A 17,894-nucleotide genomic window follows, 5' to 3' on the forward strand; every position below is an offset into this window, starting at 1 on the left:
GGCAACGCGTCCGGGTTCTACGGCGATCGGCTGTCCGCGATGCGCGAACAGCTGGAAGGCGGCGAGCTCGACGTCCTGACCGGCGACTACCTCGCCGAGCTGACCATGCTCATCCTCGGGCGCGACCGCATGAAGGACTCGTCGCTGGGATACGCGAAGACGTTCCTGCGGCAGATGGAGGACTGTCTGGCGCTGGCGCTCGACAAGGGCGTCAGGATCGTGGTCAACGCCGGTGGCCTGAACCCCGAGGGGCTGGCGCGCAAGCTCGGCGCCAAGGTCGGCTACGTCACGGGTGACGACCTCAAGACGCGGTTCCCCGAGGCGTTGACCGCCAACGCCTACCTCGGCGCATGGGAGATCGCGGAGTGCCTGGACCAGGGCGCGCAGGTCGTGGTCACCGGGCGCGTCACCGACGCGAGCCTCGTGGTCGGGCCTGCAGCGGCGCACTTCGGGTGGGCGCGCGACGACTGGGACCGGCTGGCCGGGGCCACGGTCGCCGGGCACGTGCTGGAGTGCGGGACGCAGGCCACGGGCGGCAACTACTCGTTCTTCACCGAGATCGACGTGACCCGGCCCGGGTTCCCGATCGCGGAGATCGACGAGGACGGCTCGTGCCTGATCACCAAGCACGACGGCACGGGTGGCGCGGTCACCGTCGACACCGTGACGGCGCAGCTGTTGTACGAGATCGGGGCGCCCGAGTACCTGGGGCCGGACGTCACCACGCACTTCGACACGATCAGGCTCGACGCGCACGAGCGCGGGGTCAGGATCAGCGGCACCAAGGGCAGTCCGCCTCCCGGCACGCTCAAGGTCTGCCTGAACACGCTGGGAGGGTTCAGGAACTCCACGACGTTCGTCCTCACCGGACTTGACGTCGACGCCAAGGCCGACCTCGTCCGGCGGCAGCTCCACGACGCCATCGGTGAGGAAGGTCTGACGTGGACGCTGGCGCGGACCGATCAGCGCGACGCGACCACCGAAGAGCAGGCGAGCGCGTTGCTGCACGTCACCATCAAGACGGCGGACCCCAAGCGGGCCAAGGGGTTCAGCCGGGCGGCCATCGAGCTGGCGCTGGCGAGCTATCCAGGGTTCCACGTCACGGCGCCGCCCGGCGACGGAACGCCGTTCGGGGTCTACCGGGCGGCTTACGTGAATCGTGACGAGGTCAGTGCGAAGGCGGTGTTGCTGTGAGCCGTGTTTGTCGAAAGAGGCCGCTGGGAACGATCGTCGGCGCGCGCAGCGGTGACAAGGGCGGGGACGCGAACCTCGGTGTGTGGGTGCGCGGCGACGAGGCCTTCGCGTGGCTGAACGGCTTTCTCACCACCGAGAAGCTCAGGGAGCTGCTGCCGGAGGCGACCGAGGTCAGCAGGTACGAACTGCCGAACCTCAGGGCGCTCAACTTCGTGCTGCACGGCCTTCTCGGTGACGGGGTGGCGAGCAGCACGCGGTTCGACCCGCAGGCCAAGGCACTGGGCGAGTGGCTGCGCAGCAGGGAAGTAGAGATCCCGGAGGAGCTCCTGTGATCACCAAGGATCTGTACGAGCGGAAAGAGCTGCGGCAACTCGTCCGCGACTTCACCCGCAGGGAGATCGCGCCGCACCTCGACCAGTGGGAACGCGACGGCGAAGTTCCGCGTGAGTTGCACAAGAATGCGGCGGAACTCGACCTGCTCGGCATCGGGTTCGAGCACGGTGACCTGCTCGACTCGGTCGCGCTGACCGAGGAGATCATCCAGAACGGCGGGTCGTCGGGTCTGATGGCGGCGCTGTTCACGCTCGGCATCGCGATCCCGCACATCTGGCAGAGCGGGAACGAAGACCTGATCGAGAGGTTCGCCAAGCCCGCGATCCGGGGCGAGAAGATCGGCAGCCTCGCGGTCACCGAACCCGGAGCGGGGTCCGACGTCGCGGCGATCAGGACCAAAGCGGTCAGGGACGGCGACCACTATGTCGTCACCGGCGAGAAGACGTTCATCACCTCGGGCTGCCGGGCGGACTTCGTCACGACCGCGGTGCGGACCGGTGGCGACGGCTACCAGGGCATCTCGCTGCTGGTCATCGAGGACGGGTTCACGCGGCGCAAGCTCGACAAGATGGGCTGGCACTGCAGCGACACCGCCGAACTGCACTTCGACGGCGTGCGCGTGCCGGTGGCGAACCTGGTGGGCGAGGAGAACCAGGGGTTCGCGCTGATCATGCAGCAGTTCCAGGTGGAACGCGTGACGATGGCGGTCGAGGCGTACGCGACGGCGCAACGGGCGCTGGACCTGACCGTCGAGTGGACCCGTAACCGCGAGACGTTCGGCAAACCGCTGATCAAGAACCAGGTGGTGCGCCACAAGCTGGCCGCGATGGCGCAGAAGATCGACCTGGCGCGGACCTACACGCGTGAGGTCGCGGCCAGGATCAACCGCGGCGAGGACTGCGTCACCGAGGTCTGCTTCGCGAAGAACGCCGCCGTGGACGCCTGCTCCGAGGTGGTCGACGCGGCGGTGCAGTTGCACGGAGGCATGGGCTACATGCGGGAGTCCGAAGTGGAGCGTCACTACCGGGACGCCCGCATCCTCGGCATCGGGGGCGGGGCGAGTGAAGTGATGACCGAGCTCGCGGCACGACGATTGGGGTTCGCCTGATGGGCAACAGGGAGGCGCTGCTCGCGAAGATCGCGGGACTGGACGCCGAGCACGCCAAGGCGCTCGCGGGAGGTGGGCCGAAGTACGTCGAGCGGCACCACAAGCGCGGCAAGCTGCTCGCCCGCGAACGGGTCGAGCTGCTCGTCGACGAGGACAGCCCGTTCCTGGAGCTGTCCCCGCTCGCGGCGTGGGGCACCGACTTCCCGGTCGGCGCGTCGGTGGTCACCGGCATCGGGCGCATCGAGGGCGTCGAGTGCGTGATCGTCGCGAACGACCCGACGGTGCGCGGTGGCTCGTCGAACCCGTACACGCTGCGCAAGTCGCTGCGGGCCAACGACATCGCGCTGCAGAACCGGCTGCCGCTGGTCAGCCTCGTCGAGTCGGGCGGCGCGGACCTGCCGACACAGAGCGAGATCTTCATCCCCGGCGGCCGGGCGTTCCGCGACCTGACCCGGCTGAGCGCGGCCGGGATCCCGACGATCACGGCGGTGTTCGGCAACGCGACGGCCGGTGGCGCGTACGTACCGGGCATGTCCGACTACGTGATCATGATCAAGGACCGCTCCAAGGTGTTCCTGGGCGGTCCGCCACTGGTCAAGATGGCGACCGGCGAGGACTCCGACGACGAGTCGCTGGGCGGCGCGACCATGCACGGCGCGACGTCCGGGCTCGCGGACTTCGTGGCGGAGGACGAGACCGACGCGATCCGGCTGGCGCGCAGGGTCGTCGCCCGGCTGAACTGGCGCAAGCAGGGGCCGGAGCCGGCACCGGTGGAAGAGCCGCTGTTCGACGCCGAGAGCATCCTCGACATCGTCTCCGAGGACCAGCGGGTGCCGTTCGATCCTCGTGACGTCATCGCGCGACTCGTCGACGGGTCGCACTTCGACGAGTTCAAGCCGTTGTACGGCAACAGCCTCGTCACCGGGTGGGCCCGCGTCCACGGCTACCCGGTCGGCATCCTCGCCAACGCGCGCGGCGTGCTGTTCAGCGAGGAGTCGCAGAAGGCCACGCAGTTCATCCAGCTCGCGAACCAGAGCGACACCCCCTTGGTGTTCCTGCAGAACACCACCGGCTACATGGTCGGCGCCCAGTACGAGCAGGGCGGCATCGTCAAGCACGGCTCGATGATGATCAACGCGGTCTCCAACAGCCGGGTCCCGCACCTGACGATCACGATGGGCGCCTCATACGGCGCGGGCAACTACGGCATGTGCGGCAGGGCGTACGACCCGAGGTTCCTGTTCACCTGGCCCAACGCCAAGTCGGCCGTGATGGGCCCGGCGCAGCTCGCCGGTGTGCTCTCGATCGTCGGACGGCAGGCCGCGATGGCCAAGGGGCAGGAGTACAACGAGGAGCACGACGCCGCCATGCGCAAGATGGTGGAGGCGCAGATCGAGGAGCAGTCGCTCGCGCCGTTCCTGTCCGGGAAGCTCTACGACGACGGCGTGATCGACCCTCGCGACACCAGGACCGTGCTCGCCCTCTGCCTCTCCGCTGTCCACAGCGGACCGATCAAGGGCGCCGACGGCTTCGGCGTCTTCCGGATGTGAGCCCCGTGATCAAGACTCTCCTGATCGCCAACCGCGGCGAGATCGCCCGCCGGATCATCCGCACCTGTCGTGACAACGGAATCCGCACGGTCGCGGTGTTCTCCGACCCGGACGCCGATTCGCCGCATGTTCGCGAGGCCGACTTCGCGGTGCGGTTGCCCGGCGCGTCACCGTCCGAGACCTACCTCCGTGCCGGCCTGCTGGTCGAGGCAGCGGTCAAGGCGGGCGCGGACGCCGTGCACCCCGGCTACGGATTCCTGTCCGAGAACGCCGATTTCGCGCGGAAGGTCCAGGCCGCGGGCCTGGCCTGGGTCGGCCCGGAACCGGACTCCATCGAGGCGATGGGCTCCAAGGTCGCCGCGAAGAAGCGAATGGCCGCCGCGGGTGTGCCGACGCTGCCGGAACTGGACCCGGAGACCGTCACCGAGTTCCCGGTGCTGATCAAGGCGTCGGCCGGCGGTGGTGGCCGCGGCATGCGGATCGTGCGCGAGAAGGCCGAGTTCGCCGACGCGCTGGCGAGTGCGCGGCGCGAGGCCGAGTCGGCGTTCGGCGACCCGACGGTGTTCTGCGAGCCGTTGCTGGAGCACGCTCGGCACGTCGAGGTGCAGATCCTCGCCGATACGCACGGCACGGTCTGGGCGCTCGGTGAACGCGAGTGCTCGATCCAGCGCAGGCACCAGAAGATCGTCGAGGAGTCGCCCAGCCCGGCGGTCACCGACGACGTGCGCAAGCGTTTGTTCGCCGCGGCGACGGCGGCGGCCGAGTCGATCGGGTACGTCGGCGCGGGCACCGTCGAGTTCATGCTGAAGGGCGAGGACTTCCACTTCCTGGAGGTCAACACGCGGCTGCAGGTCGAGCACCCGGTCACGGAGTTCGTCTACGGCGTCGACCTGGTCGAGTGGCAGCTGCGGATCGCCGAGGGTGCCAAGCTTCCGGTGGACGTGCCGGAACCGCGCGGTCACGCGATCGAGGTCCGCCTCTACGCCGAGGACCCGGCGAACGACTGGCGCCCGGCGAGCGGCACGCTGCACCGGTTCCACGTGCCCGGCGACGTCCGGCTCGACAGCGGTGTCGAGGACGGGTCCGTGGTCTCCGTGCACTACGACCCGATGCTGGCCAAGGTGATCGCGTACGCGCCGACGCGCCGCGCGGCCGCCCGCAAGCTCGCGACGGCGTTGCAGAGCGCTCAGATCCACGGCCTGGTCACGAACCGCGCACTGCTCGTGGACATCCTCGGCAACGAGGCTTTCCTCAACGGTGACACGCACACCGGCTTCCTGACCGAGCACGACTTCACCAGGACCGTTGACCCGCAACCGTTTGCGCTCGCGGCGGCACTGGCGAGCGCGGCCGGTCGCAGGATCGGGCACCTGCCGCTCGGCTGGCGCAACGTGCGTTCTCAGCAGCCGAAGGCGAAGTTCCTGTTCGGTGAGGAGCTGATCGAGGTCGAATACGACCCGAAGCAGGCGACTCCCGGAGTGGTCACGCTCGACTTGGACGGCGTGCGCACGCCGTTCAGCGTTGCCCGGTACGGCGATCTGGTCGAGGTCGACTCGCCGCGCGGCTCGGTATCGCTGAAGGTCGTGCCGCGCTTCCCCGAACCGGAGACCAAGCTCGCGCCCGGTGCGACCGTCGCCCCGATGCCAGGAACTGTTGTCAGGGTGTCGGTCCAGCAGGGCGATGTGGTCGAAGCCGGTGCCGAACTCCTGGTACTGGAGGCCATGAAGATGGAACACCGTGTGCTCGCGACCAGTGCGGGCACCGTCACCGAACTCCTCGTCTCGCAGGCACAGCAGGTCAACGCCGGCGACGTCCTGGCCGTAGTGGAGGAACTGTGAGCTTCGTCGAGTCCGAAGAGCGGATCGCGCTGCGCAAGGCCGTCGCCGAGTTCGGCGCCCAGTACGGCCACGACTACTTCATCGCCAAGTCCAGGGCGGGGGAGAAGACCACCGAACTGTGGGAGGAGGCCGGCAAGCTCGGCTACCTCGGCGTGGCCGTGCCGGAGGAGTACGGCGGCGGTGGCGGCGGCATCGGTGACCTGGCGGCGGTGTGCGAGGAGCTGGCGGCGGCGGGATGTCCGTTGCTGCTCATGGTGGTCTCGCCCGCGATCTGCGCCACGGTGATCGCGCGGTTCGGCACCGAGGAGCAGAAGTCGAAGTGGCTGCCCGGTTTCGCTGCCGGCACGCTCAAGATGGCGTTCGCGATCACCGAGCCGGACGCGGGTTCCAACTCGCACAAGCTGAAGACCCACGTCAAGCGCGACGGTGAGGACTGGATCCTCAAGGGCACCAAGACCTACATCTCCGGCGTCGACGAGGTCGACGCCGTGCTCGTGGTCGCGATCCAGAAGACCGGGCCGGTGCTCGTGGTCGTGCCGACGAACTCCGAGGGCTTTACCTGGCACCAGATCGAGATGGACCTGGTGGCGCCGGAGAAGCAGTTCACGTTGTTCTTCGACGATGTCAGGCTGCCCTCGGACGCTGTGGTCGGCTCCCCGGACCAGGGGCTGCTGCAGGTCTTCGCCGGCCTCAACCCCGAACGGATCATGGGCGCGAGCATGGCGACGGGCTCCGCCCGCCTCGCGATCGGCAAGGCCGTCTCCTACGCCCAGCAGCGTCAGGTGTGGGACAGCCCGATCGGCGCGCACCAGGGCCTCTCGCACCCCCTGGCGAAGATCCACATCGAGATCGAGCTGGCCAGGCTGATGACGCAGAAGGCCGCCGCGCTCTACGACTCCGGCCGTGACAAGGAGTCAGGTGAGGCCGCGAACATGGCCAAGTACGCGGCGGGCGAGGCCATCGCGGCCGCGGTCGACCAGGCCATCCAGACGCACGGCGGCAACGGGCTGAGCTCCGAGTTCGGACTGGCGTCGATGCTCGGCATGTCCCGGTTGTCCCGGATCGCGCCGGTCTCGCGGGAGATGGTGCTCAACTTCGTCGCACAAAACTCGCTGAAGCTCCCGCGCTCGTACTGACACACTGCGGGACATGGGGACTTTCACGAACGCGGACGGGCTCGGCCTCGCCTACCACGGTGGGGCCGGGGACCCGCTGATCTGCCTGCCGGGCGGGCCGATGCAGGATTCGTCGTACCTGGGCGGGTTGCCGCTGGACGACGTGATCAGGCTGGACCTGCGCGGCACGGGCGAGTCGGAGAAAGCGGACGACTACCGCGTCGATCATCAGGTCGGCGACGTCGAGGCGCTCCGGCGGCACCTGGGCCTGGAGAAGATGCGGCTGCTCGGCCACTCCGCCGGTGGCACCCTGGCGATCCTCTACGCGGCGCGCTTTCCCCGGCATGTCGAGGAACTCGTGCTCGTCGCGCCCAGTCCGCGAGTGGTGGGCATCGACGTCACCGACGACGATCGCCGCGAAGTCGCTCTGCGGCGCAGTGGGGAACCCTGGTACGCCGAGGCAATCAAGGGGTTCGAGGAGATCTGGGCCGGCGACTTCTCCGACGAGGCGTTCGCGAAGATCGCCCCGTTCCACCACGGGCGCTGGGATGACGCGGCGCGGGCGCTGGAGGACCACCCGTCCAACGACGACGCCGCCCGCGAGTACTACGCCGAGGGTGCGTTCGACACCGGGCAGGTGCGGGCCGGGCTCGCGAACCTCGACGTGCCAACGCTTTTCGTCGTGGGCGAGCACGACGTGGCTCTGCCGCCCAAGCGCGCGCGGGAGTATGCGGACCTGTTCCCACGCACGCGGTTCGTGGTGCAGCCCGGTGCCGGTCACTTCCCCTGGGTGGACGACCCCGAGGCGTTCGCGGCGACGGTCCAGCGCATCCCGTAGAGACCGGGACCGAAGTCGAGCGCGGCGGCGTGCGCGTAGCCCCCGTCGTCCACCGGGGCGGGGCGGGCGCCGCCGTGCATTTCCGTTCCGGCCGGGCCGGACGAGAATTGTTCGCAGGAGGCGGGCGGGGACCCGTCCGCGAATTTGATCTCCAGCACGTAGTCGTGCACGCGGTCGCCGAACCGCCGGAAATGCGTGTGCTCGACAGTCGGATGTGGATAGATCAATTCGTACTCGATCGCGATCGAGTCGCCGGCGGAGATCGGTTCGTCGAACAACATCTCCGCGACGAGCACGCCGTTCGTGCGTTCCCTGGCGATCCGGCCGACCCGGCAGGAACGGACGGCCGTGAGCGCGGGCTGTGCGGAACCCGTTTCCTGGCAAAGGATCCAGCGGTCCACACCGGCGGTGCTCGCCTGCATGACCTGCCGTGACCGGATGCCGCGCACGCCGCCGCAGGGCGCGACGTCGACCCGGTCGTGCTGGGCGGTCAGCACCAGCCCGGAACCGTCCCACGCGGCCCGTGAGTCCTGCTCCCGCCTGCGGGAACGGCCACGCGGCCGGGGCGGCCCCAGCAGGCGGCTCAGGGCGGCCGGGGGCAGCCCGAGCACGTCCTCCAGGTGCGCCAGCGCCATCAGCGACTCGGGTCGCTCGGGTCTGCGCCGGCCCGACTGCCAGTAGCTCAGCGCCGTCACGCTGATCGGCGCGCCCCGCACCTTCAGGCGGTGCTGCAGCCGTTCCAGACTGAGTCCCCGAACCTGGATCGCGACCCGCAACGCGTCCGCGAACGGACCCGTCACGAGAAGGTCGGCGAGCTCCTCGCGCGGTGGGTAAATCGTGAGCATCCACTCCTCCGTTTCACGGAGTCAAGCTCGGAAGGCTATCGGCAGCAAAGGGAACGCGGTACAGCCGATCGGCGGTTTTGTCCCGGTTCGAAACTCGGCAGGTTCAGATCTCGGGACTATTACGCCGCCAATAGCCCCGGTCAGGTTCCTGAGCATCCCTGCGACGAACAGGACTGCACAATGCGCAAGACTGCAACTCTGCTGGGCTCGGCGGTCATGATCGCCGCGTTCGCGGCACCGGCCACCGCCGCGGCAGGCGAGATCCGCGTCTCGCCCGGTGAGAACATCGCCGGCAGCTTCATCGTGAAGCTGAAGGACAACGGGGTCACCGCGAGCGCGCAGACTCTCGGTTCCCGGTTCGGCGGTCAGGTCGGGCACGTCTACGACACGGTCTTCCAGGGCTTCTCGGTCAGGATGAGCGACGCGCAGGCGCGCAGACTGGCCGCTGACCCCTCGGTCGAGTACGTCGAACGCGACCAGGTCGTCAGCATCCAGGCCACGCAGGTCAACCCGCCGTCGTGGGGGCTCGACCGGATCGACCAGCGCAACCTGCCGCTCGACCGGCGCTACACCTACAACAGCACCGGCTCCGGCGTGAACGCCTACATCATCGACACCGGTGTCCGCATCACGCACCGCGACTTCGGCGGCCGTGCGAAGAACGGCTACGACTTCGTGGACAACGACGCCGTCGCGCAGGACGGCAACGGGCACGGCACGCACGTCGCCGGCACCGTCGCGGGCACGCTGCACGGTGTCGCGAAGCAGGCGAACATCATCGGCGTCCGCGTGCTGAACAACTCCGGCTCCGGCACCATCGCCGGTGTCGTCGCCGGCGTGAACTGGGTGGCGTCGAACCACGTCAAGCCCGCTGTCGCCAACATGTCGCTCGGCGGCGGCGCCAACACCTCGCTCGACAACGCCGTGTCCGGCGCGATCACGCGCGGCGTGACGTTCGCCGTCGCGGCGGGCAACTCCAACACGAACGCGGCGAACACCTCGCCCGCGCGCGTGGCGGCGGCGCTGACCGTGGGCTCCACCGAGCGCACCGACGCCCGCTCCTCCTTCTCCAACTACGGCCCCGTGGTGGACGTCTTCGCGCCCGGCGGTGGCATCACATCCACGTGGCACACCAGTGACACGGCCACGAACACCATCTCCGGCACCTCGATGGCGGCGCCGCACGTCGCCGGCGTGGTGGCCCGCTACCTGCAGGGCAACCGGAACGTGACGCCCGCGCAGGTAGCGACCGCGATCACGACCAACGCCACCAACGGCAAGGTGACCAACCCCGGACCGAACACGACCACGAGGCTCCTGTACTGGGCCCCGACCAGCTGAGCGCAGCCCTGAGATGTGCGGCCCCGGTTCCCTGCGAGCCGGGGCCGTTTTCCCTGCGAAAGAAAGGAAGTCTGCCCGTGAGAGCCCTGCTGGCAGTCGCCGCACTCGCGGCAACGGTCGTGGTCGCCCCGGCGTCCGCGGCCACGTCGTCGTACATCGTCGTGCTGAAGGACGGCACGGTGTCATCGTTCAACGTCGCCGTCGAGCACAGGTATTCGAGTGTCTTGAACGGTTTCAGTGCCCGGCTGACATCGGCACAGGTCAAGGCCCTGAAGGCCGACTCGAACGTGTCCTTTGTGGAGCGTGACGGCATCGTGCACGCCAACAGCGTCCAGCTCAACCCGCCGTGGGGCCTGGACCGCATCGACCAGCGCGCGTTGCCGCTCGACCAGCGCTACGCGTACACCACCACCGGCCGTGGTGTGAACATCTATGTGATCGACACCGGCCTCCGCGTGACGCATGCGGACTTCGGCGGCCGGGCGCGCAACGGCTGGGACACCGTCGACAACGACGCGGTCGCCCAGGACGACAACGGCCACGGCACGCACGTCGCCGGCATCGCGGCGGGCACGAAGCACGGCGTCGCCAAGCAGGCGACGGTGTGGGGCGTGCGTGTGCTGAACGGGTCGGGTTCCGGCACGATCTCCGGTGTCATCGCGGGCGTCGACTGGGTGACGCGCAATGCCGTGAAACCCGCGGTGGCGAACATGTCGTTGGGCGGCGGTGCTTCCGTTGCGCTGGACACGGCGGTGAAGAAGTCGATCGACTCCGGTGTCTCGTACACCGTCGCGGCGGGAGGCAGCAACACCGACCCGGTGAACTCGTCGCCGCAACGGGTTTCGGCCGCGATCTGCGTGGGCGCGTTGACGCAGAACGACACCAAGGCCTCGTCGTCGAACTTCGGGCCCCTGGTGGACATCTGGGCTCCGGGCGTGAGCATTCCCTCGGCCTGGAACACTTCCGACACGGCGACCGCGACGCTGAGCGGTTCGTCCATGGCCGCACCGCACGCGGCCGGTGTCGCGGCCCGGTTCCTGGAACGCAACCGCGCCGCCACGCCCGCGCAGGTCGAGCGCGCGCTGGTTACCACGGGCACTCCGGGGACGCCACCCGTCAGTCGTATCCTCTACTGGCCGCCATTCCTGTGAAAGGTCAATTGTTCGGCAATACAAGTGCGTCCTAATCCGTAGGACACCCTTGGCAGGAACCGGATCTCTCCATAACGTCGAAAGCGCTTCGTTCCCCTGCAAAGAACGGAATGCACATCATGACGCGAAAGATCCGGTTCCTGGCCGGTGCCGGCGCGGCGACTCTCGCCATGTCGGTTCTGATGGTTCCCAACGCCTCCGCAGCGGTTGGCGAGGTGCTGTCGCTCAACTCCCCGGAGAAGATCGCCGGCAGCTTCATCGTGAAGCTGAAGGAAGGCAAGACGAACGGGCACGCCCTCGCTTCCCGTTTCGGCGGCTCGGTAGAGCGCGAGTACAAGACCTTCGGCGGCTTCAACGTGAAGCTGACCGAGAAGCAGGCCAAGCGCCTGGCCGCCGACCCGTCGGTGGACTTCGTGGAGGCCGACCAGGTCGTCCACACGCAGGCGACGCAGACGAACCCGCCGTCGTGGGGTCTCGACCGCATCGACCAGCGCAACCTGCCGCTGAACCAGTCCTACAGCTACACCTCGACCGGTTCCGGCGTGACGGCGTACGTCATCGACACCGGCGTCCGCGTCAGCCACTCGACGTTCGGTGGCCGCGCCACCAACGGCCGTGACTTCGTGGACAATGACAACGTTGCCCAGGACGGCAACGGCCACGGCACGCACGTCGCCGGCACCATCGCGGGCTCGCAGTACGGCGTCGCGAAGGCCGCGAGGATCGTCGCCGTCCGCGTGCTCGACAACAACGGCTCCGGCACCCTCGCCGGTGTCGCGGCCGGCATCGACTGGGTGGGCGCCAACGCCGTCAAGCCGGCCGTCGCCAACCTGTCGCTGGGCGGCGGCGCCAACGCCACCCTCGACACGGCCGTCCGCAACGCCGTCGCCAAGGGCGTCACGTTCGCCGTGGCCGCGGGCAACTCCAACGCCAACGCGTCCGGCTTCTCGCCGGCCCGCGTGACCGAGGCGATCACGGTCGGCTCCACCGACCGCAACGACGCCCGCTCGTCGTTCTCGAACTACGGCTCGGTGCTCGACATCTTCGCCCCGGGCCGCGACATCACGTCGTCCTGGCACACCTCCGACAGCGCCACCAGCACCATCTCGGGCACGTCGATGGCCGCCCCGCACGTCGCGGGTGCCGCCGCTCGCTACCTCTCGACGAACCGCGCGGCGACGCCGGCCCAGGTCGCCTCGTACCTGGTCGGGCAGTCGACGCCGGCGAAGGTGACGAACCCGGGCACCGGTTCGCCGAACCGCCTGCTGTACCTCGCGCCGTCCGCGTGAGCTGAGCACTGAGTACAGCGCCTGATCGATCGGGCCGCGACTCCGGTCGCGGCCCTTTCCTATTGTTGGGTACATGGTGGAGGGTCTGAAGAGCATCGACTGGTACCGGTTGCGCGGTCACGACGGGTACGCCGACGACCTTCCCAGGTTGCTGAGGCAGGCCCGGACCTCCGTCGAGCCGCACGAGGAGCTGGTACGCCACCTGTGCGCCGACGAGTCCGCCGTCAGCGAGGCGACGGCGGCGGCGTGGCCGTTCCTGCTGGACCTGGTCGCCCACGACAACACTCCCGGCCGCGAGTGGCTGCTCGAGAACCTGTGCGGCGGCATCGCGGCCGCCGCCGGCAGCCTCCCCGACGGCGTCCACCCGAGCTGGCCACCCGCGTGGGAGGCGTCGAAACCGGCTCTGCTGGCATTGCTCGACCACAGCTCGGCGACGGTGCGGCGGGGTGTGTTGTTCGTGCTCGGGCAAGGGCGCGGGGACAGTGCGCCGGTGCTGCCCGCCCTGACGCGGCGGTGGGAACTGGAAACCGATCCGGCCACGCGGTTGTGCCTCGTGCTCGTCGCGACGGAGTTCGCCGGGCGGGGCGACGAGGCCGCGGCCTCGTGGCTGCTGGAGTTGCCGGTTACCGGCGACGAGCCGCAGGCGCGGCTCCTGGTGTCCGCGGCGACCAGGCCGGACGCCGACGTGATCCTGCGCGGGCTGACCGGGGACCTGGAGCTGTTCCTGAGTACCGGGTCGTTCGAGATGGGCTACGAAGAGGTGCTGGAGCACGTGCTCTGGCTGGTGGGGCCCAAGGACTTCGAGGGCATGGACCTCGTGCTGGCGCTGGTGGACGTGCTGCCGTGGCGGACCGAAGCGCTCGACCACCTGCGCCGGCTCTTCGAACGCGACACGACGGACGTGGGCCTGGTCGTGCCGTTCGTGCCGGTGTGGGCGGCCGACCCGGACGTGCGGCTGCGGGCCTTCGCGGTGTGGCTGGTCGGCGTCGCGAGGGCCCGGGAGTACACCGATGTCGTCGCCGCGGCGGTGCACGACCACGCCGTGACCTCGTTGGGCCAGCGGGTGTCGACGCTGGCCACGTCGGTGCTGCTGGAGCTGCGAGAAAGCCCTGCCTGAAAATCTGTCGGTGGCTGCAGCTAGCCTTGACGGCAAAGATGACTTCGTCTACAAGGAGCCACCACCGTGTTGCGCACGCACGAGGCCGGATCACTCCGGGCCGAGCACGCCGGGCAGTCCGTCACCCTCACCGGGTGGGTCGCTCGCCGGCGGGATCACGGCGGTGTCATCTTCATCGACCTCCGCGACGCCAGTGGTGTCGCCCAGGTCGTGTTCCGCGAGGGCGAGATGGCCGAGCGCGCGCACCGGTTGCGCAGCGAGTACGTCATCAAGGTCACCGGTGAGGTGAGCAAGCGTCCCGAGGGCAGCGACAACCCCGAGCTGGCCACCGGTGCCATCGAGGTCTACGTGAGCGAGCTCGAGGTCCTCAACGAGGCCGCGCCGCTGCCGTTCCAGGTCGAGAGCGACGTGGAGCCCGGCGAGGAGGCCCGCCTCAAGCACCGCTACCTCGACCTGCGCCGGTCCGGTCCGGCCACGGCCATCCGGCTGCGCAGCGAGGTCAGCCGCATCGCCCGCGAGGTGCTGCACGGCGAGAAGTTCGTCGAGATCGAGACGCCGACGCTGACCCGTTCCACGCCCGAGGGCGCGCGTGACTTCCTGGTGCCGGCGCGGCTGCGTCCGGGCAGCTGGTACGCGCTGCCGCAGTCGCCGCAGCTGTTCAAGCAGCTGCTCATGGTCGGTGGCATGGAGCGCTACTACCAGATCGCGCGCTGCTACCGCGACGAGGACTTCCGCGCCGACCGCCAGCCGGAGTTCACCCAGCTCGACCTCGAGATGAGCTTCGTCGAGCAGGACGACGTCATCGGCCTGACCGAGAAGCTGCTCGCCGCGATCTGGAAGGAGACCAAGGGCGTCGACCTGCAGTTGCCGTTCCGCCGGATCTCCTACGCCGACGCGATGGCCAAGTACGGCTCGGACAAGCCGGACCTGCGCTTCGAGCTCGAGCTCACCGACCTGACCGAGTACTTCAAGGACACGACGTTCCGCGTGTTCCAGGCGCCGTACGTCGGTGCCGTCGTCATGCCGGGTGGTGCCTCGCAGCCGCGCCGCACGCTCGACGCGTGGCAGGAGTTCGCCAAGCAGCGCGGCCACAAGGGGCTCGCGTACGTGCTGGTCGGTGAGGACGGCACGCTGGGCGGCCCGGTCGCGAAGAACCTCACCGACGCCGAGCGCGAGGGTCTCGCGAAGGCCGCCGGCGCCAACGCGGGCGACTGCATCTTCTTCGGCGCGGGCGACCCGCGTGACGCGCGTGCCCTGCTGGGCGCGGCCCGGGTCGAGATCGCGCACCGCGTCGGCCTGATCGACGAGAACGCCTGGGCGTTCGGCTGGGTCGTCGACTTCCCGATGTTCGAGTCGGTCGACAAGCTCGAGGCCGGCGACGTCGCCGTCGGCGGCAGCAACTGGACGGCGCTGCACCACGCGTTCACCTCGCCGACCCCGGAGTGGATCGACACCTTCGAGGAGAACCCCGGCAACGCGCTGGCCTACGCCTACGACGTGATCCTCAACGGCAACGAGCTCGGCGGTGGCTCGATCCGTATCCACCGCGCGGACGTGCAGCAGCGCGCGTTCAACGTCATGGGCATCGGTGCCGAGGAGGCGCAGGAGAAGTTCGGCTTCCTGCTCGACGCGTTCAAGTTCGGCGCGCCGCCCCACGGCGGCATCGCGCTCGGCTGGGACCGCCTCTGCATGCTGCTCGCGGGTGCCGACTCGATCCGCGAGGTCATCGCGTTCCCGAAGTCGGGCGGCGGCTACGACCCGCTGACGGCCGCTCCGGCGCCCATCACGGCGCTGCAGCGCAAGGAGGCCGGTGTGGACGCGAAGCCCCAGGAGAAGGCGGAGCAGAAGGCCGAGCCGAAGGCCTGACGATCTTTCGGCGGCGTGTCCCGGAACGTGGCCGGCGCGGAGGCAACCTGCCGGACGCCTCCGCGCGTCCCAGAACATGAGACCGGTTCGCCCGATCGAGCAACTACTTGATCGGTATTGAGGAGCGCGGGCCGATCGATCCGCTTGATCGGCCCGTAGCGGGCAACGGAAGGTGTTTCCACACGTCCACACCTCGGAGGGGTCTCCGGGAACAGTGCGAGCCGTTACCAACGAGTGGTGGTGGTCGAGGCCTGGCCCGGTTAGCGTCGGTCCGGCTCACGGACATGGGGAGTAGGGTCGGAGGGGATGAGCGTGGAGATCACCGCGGGCCCTCCTGACACGACTTCACCTGAGATCGCAGACGCTGTCGTGGCGGCTGAGCGGGTACTGACCAAGCGACTGGGCGCACAGGTGCGCCTCGCTGACCCCGAGGCTCTCGGGGGTACCGGTCGTTCCGTCGTCATTCGCGTGAGAGTCGCTTCCTCGCCGTTCTCGATGCCACGCACGCTGGTCGTGAAGCGCTATCCCGCCGGTACCGGCGACCGCGATCCGTGGGCGCACGAGGCCGTGAGCCACCAGCTGCTGACGGCCCTGCCGGCCGAAGAACGCGCCACCCCCGAACTCTTCGCCCACGACGCGGCGTCGCGTCTCGTCGTGCTGGAAGACCTCGGTCGTGCGCCGAGGCTGTCCGAGAAGCTGCACGCCAAGGACGCGCGCGCCGCCGAACGTGGCCTGCTCTCGTGGGCACACGCCATGGGCCGCCTGCACGCCACGACGGCGGGCCGTGACGCGGACTTCGACGCGTTGATGCGCCGCGCCGGTGCGCAGTGCTGCCAGGACCCGATCGCGGTCGACGTGCACGCGGCGATCGCGGGCTTACCGGCGCTGCTCGAGTCCACTGTGGGCGTCGGCACGTCCACGCAGGCCATCGAGTACGCCGCCGGCGCCGCACGGGCGTTCAGCACCTCGCGGCGGCGTGCGTTCAGTCCGTCGTCGTCGTGCCCGGACAACCACCTGGTCACCTCGCGCGGCGTCCGGTTCGTCGACTTCGAGGGCGGTTGCGTCCGCGACATCGTGTTCGACGCCGCCGCGTTGCGCGTGCCGTTCCCGTCCTGCTGGTGCGGCTGGGGCCTGCCACCGGGGATGTCCGAGGCCATGGTCGCCGCCTGGCGCGCGGAGGTCGGGTCGGTGTGGCCCGAGATGGACGACGACGCGGTGTTCTTACCGCGGCTGCTGGAGGCCCAGCTGCTGTGGGTGTGGCTCGCGACGTGGCGGGCGCTGTCCAAGCCCATGCCGATCGTCGCCGACGCTCCGCCGCGCAGCGTCGTGCTGACGGGCCGGTGGATCCGGTTGCGGTCCGACGCGTTGCTGCTGGGCGAGAAGACGGTTGCGTCGCACGCCGACGCGGTGATCGGCGCCCTGGCCGACCGCTACGGCCCCGAGGTGCTCGAACTCCCGCTTTACCCTGCATTTCGCTGAACCGTTCCCGCACGGTCATTCGCGGATCACCGGGCCAGCTGATGCTGTTTCGCGTGCTGGTGTTACTCGGTGACTCGACAGCGGTCGGGATCGGCGACCTCGTGCCCGGCGGGTGGCGCGGCTTCGGCCCGATCCTCTCCTCCGCCTACTCGGACAGCGGCTATCGCAACCACGCCGTCTCCGGCGCGCGGCTGGCGGACGTCAGACGCACCCAGCTGCCGCGGGCGTTGCGGGACAGGCCCAGTGCCGCCGTGGTCATCGCCGGTGTCAACGACACGCTGAGGTCGGACTTCTCCGTGCGGCGCATGCACGAGGACCTCGACCACGTCTGCCGCGAGCTGACCGAGGCCGGGGTCTCCGTCGTCACCGTGCGGTTCCACGACCAGGGCCGCGTGTTCAAGCTGCCCGGCAAGCTGCGGCGGGTCCTGAAGGACCGCATCGACGAGTACAACCGCGTGGTCGACGTGGTGGTGGCGCGGCACGGCGTGCGGTGCGTCGACCTGCACACGATGCCCGGCGCCTATGAGCTGGAGACGTGGGCGGTCGATCGGCTGCACCCGTCGGAGCGTGGTCACCGGATGCTGGCGCGGGCGTTCGCGACGGAGCTGCGCGCGCTGGGGCACCAGTTCGGCGAGATCAGCCTGGAGTGCTCCGGCGGGCGCGAGCTGACGGTGTGGCACCACATGGCGTGGTTGGTGCTCAAGGGGATTCCGTGGGTGTTCCGGCGGGGCACCGACCTGGTTCCGTTGCTGTGGAACGACGAGACGCCGGCCGAGGCGTGGCCGGTGCCGGGGGAGGTGTTCCCCGCCGACACCGGCCGCCTCTGACGA

General features: G+C 69.3%; 13 protein-coding genes and 1 pseudogene. 13 read left to right on the forward strand and 1 reads right to left on the reverse strand.

Annotated features, from left to right (window positions below):
- Positions 1-39 precede the first annotated feature (39 nt).
- From IG04_RS42455 to IG04_RS0110355, 6 genes and pseudogenes are all read left to right on the forward strand, one after another.
- Positions 40-1,526 (forward strand): annotated as a pseudogene (locus IG04_RS42455) (acyclic terpene utilization AtuA family protein).
- Entirely contained in the window at positions 1,523-2,635 is a 1,113-nt protein-coding gene (locus IG04_RS0110335; RefSeq protein WP_030476355.1) for an acyl-CoA dehydrogenase family protein, read from the forward strand. The pseudogene IG04_RS42455 and the gene IG04_RS0110335 overlap by 4 nt, the downstream one beginning before the upstream one ends.
- On the forward strand, positions 2,635-4,185 hold the full coding sequence (locus tag IG04_RS0110340; RefSeq protein WP_051769481.1) for an acyl-CoA carboxylase subunit beta: 1,551 nt from the start codon (positions 2,635-2,637) through the stop codon (positions 4,183-4,185). The genes IG04_RS0110335 and IG04_RS0110340 overlap by 1 nt, the downstream gene beginning before the upstream one ends.
- 5 nt (positions 4,186-4,190) lie before the next feature.
- A complete protein-coding gene (locus tag IG04_RS0110345) occupies positions 4,191-6,023 on the forward strand; it encodes an acetyl/propionyl/methylcrotonyl-CoA carboxylase subunit alpha (protein ID WP_030476357.1) in 1,833 nt (610 codons plus the stop codon).
- Positions 6,020-7,159 carry an acyl-CoA dehydrogenase family protein gene (locus tag IG04_RS0110350; protein WP_030476358.1) on the forward strand — a complete coding sequence of 380 codons (1,140 nt, stop codon included), beginning with the start codon at positions 6,020-6,022 and terminating at the stop codon, positions 7,157-7,159. The genes IG04_RS0110345 and IG04_RS0110350 overlap by 4 nt, the downstream gene beginning before the upstream one ends.
- A gap of 13 nt (positions 7,160-7,172) precedes the next feature.
- A complete protein-coding gene (locus IG04_RS0110355; RefSeq protein WP_030476359.1) occupies positions 7,173-7,976 on the forward strand; it encodes an alpha/beta fold hydrolase in 804 nt (267 codons plus the stop codon).
- Here the strand turns inward: IG04_RS0110355 and IG04_RS0110360 are convergent.
- Positions 7,916-8,821 carry a helix-turn-helix domain-containing protein gene (locus tag IG04_RS0110360; protein ID WP_051769484.1) on the reverse strand — a complete coding sequence of 302 codons (906 nt, stop codon included), beginning with the start codon at positions 8,819-8,821 and terminating at the stop codon, positions 7,916-7,918. The two genes, IG04_RS0110355 and IG04_RS0110360, sit on opposite strands and share 61 nt — an antisense overlap.
- A 180-nt stretch (positions 8,822-9,001) precedes the next feature.
- Here IG04_RS0110360 and IG04_RS0110365 point away from each other — a divergent pair, with 180 nt between their 5' ends.
- The 7 genes from IG04_RS0110365 (at position 9,002) to IG04_RS0110395 (ending at position 17,891) form a co-directional block, all read left to right on the forward strand.
- Positions 9,002-10,162: a S8 family peptidase gene (locus IG04_RS0110365; RefSeq protein WP_084401812.1), complete on the forward strand. Its 1,161-nt coding sequence runs from the start codon at positions 9,002-9,004 to the stop codon at positions 10,160-10,162.
- A 77-nt stretch (positions 10,163-10,239) separates the two neighbouring features.
- Positions 10,240-11,313 (forward strand): S8 family peptidase, encoded by a 1,074-nt coding sequence (locus tag IG04_RS0110370; RefSeq protein ID WP_338043519.1) that lies wholly within the window; start codon positions 10,240-10,242, stop codon positions 11,311-11,313.
- A gap of 119 nt (positions 11,314-11,432) precedes the next feature.
- Positions 11,433-12,602, forward strand: a complete 1,170-nt coding sequence (locus IG04_RS0110375; protein ID WP_420843983.1) for a S8 family peptidase — start codon at positions 11,433-11,435, stop codon at positions 12,600-12,602.
- A gap of 73 nt (positions 12,603-12,675) precedes the next feature.
- Positions 12,676-13,719, forward strand: coding sequence for a hypothetical protein (locus IG04_RS0110380; protein WP_030476364.1), 1,044 nt, complete (start codon positions 12,676-12,678; stop codon positions 13,717-13,719).
- A 66-nt stretch (positions 13,720-13,785) separates the two neighbouring features.
- Positions 13,786-15,585: an aspartate--tRNA ligase gene (aspS, locus tag IG04_RS0110385; protein WP_030476365.1), complete on the forward strand. Its 1,800-nt coding sequence runs from the start codon at positions 13,786-13,788 to the stop codon at positions 15,583-15,585.
- 468 nt (positions 15,586-16,053) lie between these two features.
- Positions 16,054-17,064, forward strand: coding sequence for a hypothetical protein (locus tag IG04_RS0110390; protein WP_338043520.1), 1,011 nt, complete (start codon positions 16,054-16,056; stop codon positions 17,062-17,064).
- 53 nt (positions 17,065-17,117) lie between these two features.
- Entirely contained in the window at positions 17,118-17,891 is a 774-nt protein-coding gene (locus IG04_RS0110395) for an SGNH/GDSL hydrolase family protein (RefSeq protein WP_245816436.1), read from the forward strand.
- Positions 17,892-17,894: the final 3 nt, after the last annotated feature.

Origin of the sequence: Lentzea albidocapillata, from assembly GCF_000719115.1 — a bacterium.
Taxonomy (GTDB): Bacteria; Actinomycetota; Actinomycetes; order Mycobacteriales; family Pseudonocardiaceae; genus Lentzea; species Lentzea albidocapillata.

Bases quoted from the DNA above. Each gene is read 5' to 3' on its own strand.
- IG04_RS0110340 (WP_051769481.1), top strand. From the start codon at position 2,635: ATGGGCAACAGGGAGGCGCTGCTCGCGAAGATCGCGGGACTGGACGCC.
- IG04_RS0110355 (WP_030476359.1), top strand. From the start codon at position 7,173: ATGGGGACTTTCACGAACGCGGACGGGCTCGGCCTCGCCTACCACGGT.
- IG04_RS0110360 (WP_051769484.1), bottom strand. From the start codon at position 8,821: ATGCTCACGATTTACCCACCGCGCGAGGAGCTCGCCGACCTTCTCGTG.
- IG04_RS0110365 (WP_084401812.1), top strand. From the start codon at position 9,002: ATGCGCAAGACTGCAACTCTGCTGGGCTCGGCGGTCATGATCGCCGCG.
- IG04_RS0110375 (WP_420843983.1), top strand. From the start codon at position 11,433: ATGACGCGAAAGATCCGGTTCCTGGCCGGTGCCGGCGCGGCGACTCTC.
- IG04_RS0110380 (WP_030476364.1), top strand. From the start codon at position 12,676: ATGGTGGAGGGTCTGAAGAGCATCGACTGGTACCGGTTGCGCGGTCAC.